The following is a 5,792-nucleotide window of genomic DNA, read 5'->3' on the forward strand; positions in this document are numbered from 1 at the left end:
ATCTGGTCAATGCCCTGGAGCATGAGAAGAGCCAGGGCCGTGCCGGACGCATCGCCATGAGCCTGGTGCGCATGGATCTGGTCGTGCTCGACGAGTTGGGCTACCTGCCCTTCAGCCAGGCCGGTGGCGCCTTGTTGTTCCACCTGCTGTCCAAGCTTTACGAGCACACCAGCGTGATGATCACCACCAACCTGACGTTCGCGGAGTGGTCCACGGTGTTCGGCGACGCCAAGATGACAACCGCGTTGCTGGATCGCTTGACCCATCACTGCCACATCATCGAGACCGGCAACGAGTCCTACCGCTTCCGCCACAGCACGCACGAAGCCAAGGGGCGCATCAAGACCCGTGAGCAGACCAGGAAGGCAGCAGCCGCCCACGTTAGCGAGACCGCGGAGGAAAGGGCCTCGCCTGATGGCTCGGCCATACCGACCACGAGTTCAAAAAAAGGAGGACCTACCGAAGCATCCACCTTATAGTTATCCACAGCTGGCTTCTAATGGAACCAGCTTCAGCCCCTGGTCAATGTTCGACTGGCACTGCTGATCACGATTGCACTGGCGCTAACACATCAGGGCGATGTCCCTCACGGATGCCGGGCTCGGGGCCGCTTCAGGCGGATCTGAGTCATCCGCGGTCCAGTGCGTGAGCGGCAGCAACCGCAAACATCCGTCGTTTCACGTCAACGGCCTGGAACGGTCGCCTCACTCTCGGAATCTGCTGCTCGATCGCGCGGTTCGCTGCGAGCCGAGCACTGCGTTTCACGCGAGACGATCTACCACGACATCTGCGCCATACGTGTAGGTGAACTGTGCAAAGAAATCATAGCCACATTGCGCCATACCCCTAACAATCGAGTATCGAGTATCGAGTATCGAGTATCGAGTATCGAGTATCGAATAGCAAGTGCCAGGATCGCAGAGGCCGGACTCCAGGCAAGCAGAGCATCCATGTGCGCACACCCTAGATTGACAGCCGCCAGTCCTCTGTAAACCGGGAAGGAAACTTGACCAAAGTTGAAGGCAATGTAGGTGCAGCGGGTACCTCGATGGCACCAGGGCAAACGGCGCTGCTCCAGTACCAGCCTGTGCTATGGGAAGGCGCGTGCTCACAGGTTGTGCAGTGCGACCTATCCACTCGGCCGTGATGTCGGAAATCAATACCGAGCTCTCACCGATCGGCATCGCGAGCGCCGACATCGTCATGAGCGAAGGCAGCCCCGGCGAAGGCACAGTCACCTGCGAAGCCAATCTCGAAGACATCGTCCGATCCATAAGGCAACCGCCAGGGCTGGGCACGCTGGGTTCGCCGCCGGGGCTGGAGGGCAACGATGGCAAACGGGCAACGCATGGTGCGCTGCCTCCTTTTCACTGACCGGAGAAAACCATGGGCATTACATTGAATTTCATCAACAAGTCGAATGACGCGAACAACTTGGAGATCGTGATTTTTCAGAAGAACGTCGCGACCAACTTCGACGAGCTCGCGGTGGCTTGGCAGGTCATCCGCGACTGCGGCCCAGGCGACAACCATCCGTTCACCTTCCCCATGAGCATGCAGGTCGGTGCCAGTGACAGCTATGGCAACTACACCCCGCAGCTGGACGGGCAGCATGGCCAGCTGTTTCAGACGGAACCGACGACCACGGGATACCGCCTGGTGCCCGCTGATGCCTGCGCCAGCTCCAAGGAGGTGCAGGTGCTCAATGCGCTGCCCAAGGGTGCTATCAACGCCAGCTGCTACAAGGATGGGAAGCTCCTGGCCACCAAGACCTCGATCGCTCCCCAGCAAAAGGCGGTGTTCGAGTTCAAGCCAACCATCTGGATCGGCGCGGCCTCGCAGATCGTGCAGGGCCAGGTCATGGACTCGGCGATCATCTCCAACATCAACACCGAGCTGTCCCTGCTGGGTATCGCCAGCGCCGACATCGTCATGACTGGCGGCGGCCCTGGCGCCAATGCGACGCCTTTCGCATTCCACCTCGAAAACATCGTGATGTGCTGACGCCGCTGCAACGGCATGCGGCCACCGGGTCACATGCCGTTGATGCAAGCAACCGATGTGAGAAAGTTCTCTTGTGCAGCGCATAGTGCAGGCGCATTCGACTGCGCAATAAGAGACAGACCACCCTAGATGCGGCATTCCTTGCCCATCGTCCAGCGCGATTGGGCTAAAGCCAAATGGGCAGTTGCACTGCCTAGCCTCCACGTCGCCCTCTGCAGGTCAGCGAGTTCCTTCGTGGGTATCGCCTCAGATGGTTCCACAGCCCTCTAGAACAGCACCTTCTGCGCACTCGTCAATGCCACAAAGCTGTCCCCCAATGGTTGAAGAATCGCATCTGCAATGGGCTGGAGTTGCTTGACGAGATAGTGCTCATAGTCAATGCGCGAATGCCGGGCCTCCAGGGGTTCGGGACCGCTTTGCGTCATCACGTACTCGATCCAGCCGCCACGCTGGTACTGCTGGGGACGGTTCAGCTTCGTGTTGTGAGCGTCAGCAATGCGCGCCGCGCGCACCTGGGGCGGCACATTGACCTCGTAGGCATCAAGCCGGTGGCGCAGGCGTTTTCGGTAGACAAGCAGCGCATCCATCTGGCCATCCAACATCGACCGCGCATAGTCGGCCACGAACGCCCGATAGGACTCACCGTGGAAGATGCGTGACAGCAAGCCCTCCTGGAACTGGCGTGCCAACAGGGTCCAGTCGCTGCGGGCCATCTCCAGCCCGCGATAGACCATCTCCTCCCGCCCCTCTTCATCTATGCTCAGGCCGGCGTAGCGCTTCTTGCTGCCGACATCCGATCCCCGGATGGTGGGCATGAAGAACTTGGCGTAGTGGGTGTCGAACTCGATTTCGAGGAAGTTCTCCAGCTGCTGCTCTTCATGCAGCTTGCGGGTCCACCACGCGTTAATTTCCTGCACCAAGCCCGCCGCAATGGCGTGCGCCTCCGTATTGGGATAGGTACGTTTTAGCCAGATGAAGATGGAGTCCGTATCTCCGTAGATGACCTGGTATCCGCGCTCCTCCACAAATGCGCGGGTGAGCTTCATCACCTCGTGGCCGCGCAGGGTCACGGCGGACACCAGCTTCGGATTGAAGAAGCGGCACTCGGACGCACCCAGCACCCCGGCAAAGGAGTTCATGAGCAGCTTCAGGGCCTGCGACAGCGGCTGGTTCCGCAAGCGCTTGGCCTCGTCCCGGGCATTCGAGAGTGTGGTCACGATGTCCGGCAGACAGTGTTTGTCGCGCGAGAACAGCGTGCCTTGCGGCCCCTGCACCAACCCGGTCTGTGCGTCGGCGCTCTCTCCCTCGGCCAAGCCCACCGGGTCCACCAGGAAGGTCCGGATGATGGAGGGGTACAGACTTTTGTAGTCCAGGACCACCACCGAGTCGTAGAAGCCCGGCGTGGAGTCCATCACATAGCCGCCAGGAAACGCCTTGGCCGCGATGTCACCCACGTTGGGTGCCACGTAGCCCAGACGGTGCATGCGCGGCAGATAGTGGTGGCTGAACGCGGCGATGGACCCACCAAAGTGATCTATCTGCAAGCCTGTGGTCTGGGCTCGCTCCAGCACGAACGGCAGCAGTTCAAGTTTTTCAAAGATGCGAAGGACGAGCGCGCAGTCGCGGATGTTGTAGCTGGCCAGCGCAGGCTTATCTTCCTGGTAGCGCCGCTCGATCTCGGCCATCTTGTCGTAGGCGTCGCCGATCTCCTTGCCCTCGCCGAGCAGCTTCTGAGAGACCGCTTCGAGGCTGAACGACGGGAAGCTCCACATGCCCGCCCGCAATGCTTCGATGCCATCGACAACCACACGTCCGGGCATGGGGGCGAACAGGTAGCCTTGCCGGCCCGGGTGGGGCCGCCATGCGATGGGGCGGCGCTCGCGTCCGAGCAGCAGTTGCACGGAGCTCGCATCGGCCGTCTTCTGCAGCACTCGCAGATCGAACTGGATCACGCTCCACCCGACGATGACATCCGGGTCATGGTCTGCAAACCAGGCATTGAGTTGCTCGATCATCTCCCGGCGGGTCGGACAGTAAACAAGCCTGAACTCTATTGGTGGTGCAGCCGGTACCGGCACCGAAGCTGGAGCGTCCCCCAGCATGAACACCACCCGGTCGCCCGCACCATCCAAGGCGATCGAGTACAGCTCCTCGGTCGCGCTCGTCTCGATATCCAGCGACACCACCTTCAACACCGGGCGCCAACCGGTAGCGGGTTTCAACCGGCCGTTGATGATGGTCGAGCCTTCGCGCTGGCCTCCCTCGACCAGGACACCAGCGGTGATGAACCGCTCCATCAGGTAGCGGTCGTGGGGCCGCACATCCGCTTCGTGGAGCGGTATCCCCAGAGGCTGGAGCGTGCGCGCCAGCTTGCCGAGATCGCGGAACCTGCGGGCGTAGACACCGAGGACGGGCTGCTGATCGAATGTCTTTAGATCGAGCTCCCTCACCTCCAGGCCCTGCAGGCTTGCCAGTGAGGTCTGCGCTGCAGCCCGGTGTTGGGCAGGCAGAAAGGCTACCGGGCTCTGCCGGGTAAGAAGCACCTTCTTGGGCCCGTCGTCGGTGGCTAGCCAGTATTCAATCTCGGTGCCGTCTGGGAGATCGCGCCAGTTGCGTGTGAGGATGAAGCCCCGGAGTTCGATGGGTGCGAGGGCTGTGGACATCAGGGAAAGCAGAGAACGCTGGCGCGGAAATTCTGATGCCTATAGCGAGATGATGGACAGGTACAGCAGCTCTTGCGCATGATGCTGATGTTTTGTACAGTATCTCAAAAACTGCCATTGAGAAGGCCATGCACAAACCATCCCGTTATGTATTCCGTCCTGCCCGACCAGCACCCGCATTGCTGCGCCGCATTTGGGCATGGTTCTAAGCCGACAACTATGACGTTCCAGCCCATGGCATGAAAGTGACGAGCAGTGGCCAGGCCATAGCCAGAGGAGCAGCCGGTGATGAGTACGGTCTTCATGATGAGTCCAGGTGGTGAGTTGCGGTGACGTAGCGATAGACCGCAAGCACAGGATCATCTACGCAGAAAAGTCCGATTTTGTTTTGCAAAAGTCCGACTCAAGCGTGATTGGCCCGCCGCTATCCGCTATCCGCGATCCAAGCGCCGGGGCCCATCTGCTCCTGGATGACCACCGCCATCCACGCCACTGACCGTTAGTCGAAGAAAAAGGGGTGCAGACTCCCGTCCACACCCCTCTCTCTGGCTGTACCGGGCACCCGGCCCGATCCGCTCAACTCAGCCCACCAGCTCTGCAGCCTGGGCCGCAGGCACCACTCCGTAGTGGTCCAGCTGCATCGAATACTGCGCACGCCCAGAAGACAGGGCGCGCAGGCTGCCGATGTAGCCGAACATTTCTTTCAGCGGTACTTCGGCCTCGACCGTGGCGGCGTTTCCACGTTGGCCCTGGCCACGCACCAACCCTCGGCGGCGGTTCAGATCGCCGATGGCGTCGCCCAGGTAGTCGGCTGGTGTGATGACCTCCACGGCCATCACGGGCTCCAGCACCTGGGGCGCCGCTTTCGCAAACCCCTCGCGGAAGGCGGCCATGGCCGCCAGCTCGAAGGCCTGTGTGGACGAGTCGCGCTCGTGGAAGCTGCCGTCCAGCAGGGTGGCCGCGAAGTCCGTGGCGGGGAAGCCTGCCACTACGCCTGTCAGGGCGGCACGGCGGATGCCGGCCTCCACGGCGGGGATGAACTCGCGCGGCACGGCGCCGCCGACGATGCGGCTTTCAAAGCGGATGCCTTCGCCCCTGGGCAGAGGTTCGAGCAGCAGCCTCACC

5 protein-coding genes and 1 pseudogene are annotated in these 5,792 nt (G+C 61.3%); 3 read left to right on the forward strand and 3 right to left on the reverse strand.

Annotated features, from left to right (window positions below; translation table 11 throughout):
* From OIN59_RS25200 to OIN59_RS25210, 3 genes are all read left to right on the forward strand, one after another.
* Positions 1-479: ATP-binding protein (locus OIN59_RS25200; RefSeq protein WP_274114941.1), on the forward strand; the 479-nt coding region annotated here is incomplete at its 5' end.
* A 667-nt stretch (positions 480-1,146) separates the two neighbouring features.
* Complete coding sequence (locus OIN59_RS25205) at positions 1,147-1,374, forward strand: hypothetical protein (protein WP_274114943.1); 228 nt, start codon at positions 1,147-1,149, stop codon at positions 1,372-1,374.
* Between the two features lie 12 nt (positions 1,375-1,386).
* Positions 1,387-2,004, forward strand: coding sequence for a hypothetical protein (locus tag OIN59_RS25210; protein ID WP_274114945.1), 618 nt, complete (start codon positions 1,387-1,389; stop codon positions 2,002-2,004).
* 266 nt (positions 2,005-2,270) lie between these two features.
* Here OIN59_RS25210 and OIN59_RS25215 read toward each other — a convergent pair whose 3' ends face one another.
* The 3 genes and pseudogenes from OIN59_RS25215 to fusA all read right to left on the reverse strand — a co-directional run.
* The gene (locus OIN59_RS25215; RefSeq protein ID WP_274114947.1) at positions 2,271-4,667 is read right to left on the reverse strand and encodes a DNA polymerase II; all 2,397 of its coding nucleotides are present in this window, start codon (positions 4,665-4,667) and stop codon (positions 2,271-2,273) included.
* Between the two features lie 104 nt (positions 4,668-4,771).
* On the reverse strand, positions 4,772-4,972 hold the full coding sequence (locus tag OIN59_RS25220) for an SDR family NAD(P)-dependent oxidoreductase (RefSeq protein ID WP_274114950.1): 201 nt from the start codon (positions 4,970-4,972) through the stop codon (positions 4,772-4,774).
* 276 nt (positions 4,973-5,248) lie between these two features.
* A pseudogene (gene fusA / locus OIN59_RS25225) lies at positions 5,249-5,792 on the reverse strand (elongation factor G); the annotation flags it as partial.

Source organism: Acidovorax benzenivorans (assembly GCF_028680575.1).
GTDB lineage: Bacteria > Pseudomonadota > Gammaproteobacteria > Burkholderiales > Burkholderiaceae_C > Acidovorax > Acidovorax benzenivorans.

Coding starts and splice junctions, on each gene's coding strand:
- OIN59_RS25220 (WP_274114950.1), bottom strand. CDS start 4,972: ATGAAGACCGTACTCATCACCGGCTGCTCCTCTGGCTATGGCCTGGCC.
- OIN59_RS25205 (WP_274114943.1), top strand. CDS start 1,147: ATGTCGGAAATCAATACCGAGCTCTCACCGATCGGCATCGCGAGCGCC.
- OIN59_RS25215 (WP_274114947.1), bottom strand. CDS start 4,667: ATGTCCACAGCCCTCGCACCCATCGAACTCCGGGGCTTCATCCTCACA.
- OIN59_RS25210 (WP_274114945.1), top strand. CDS start 1,387: ATGGGCATTACATTGAATTTCATCAACAAGTCGAATGACGCGAACAAC.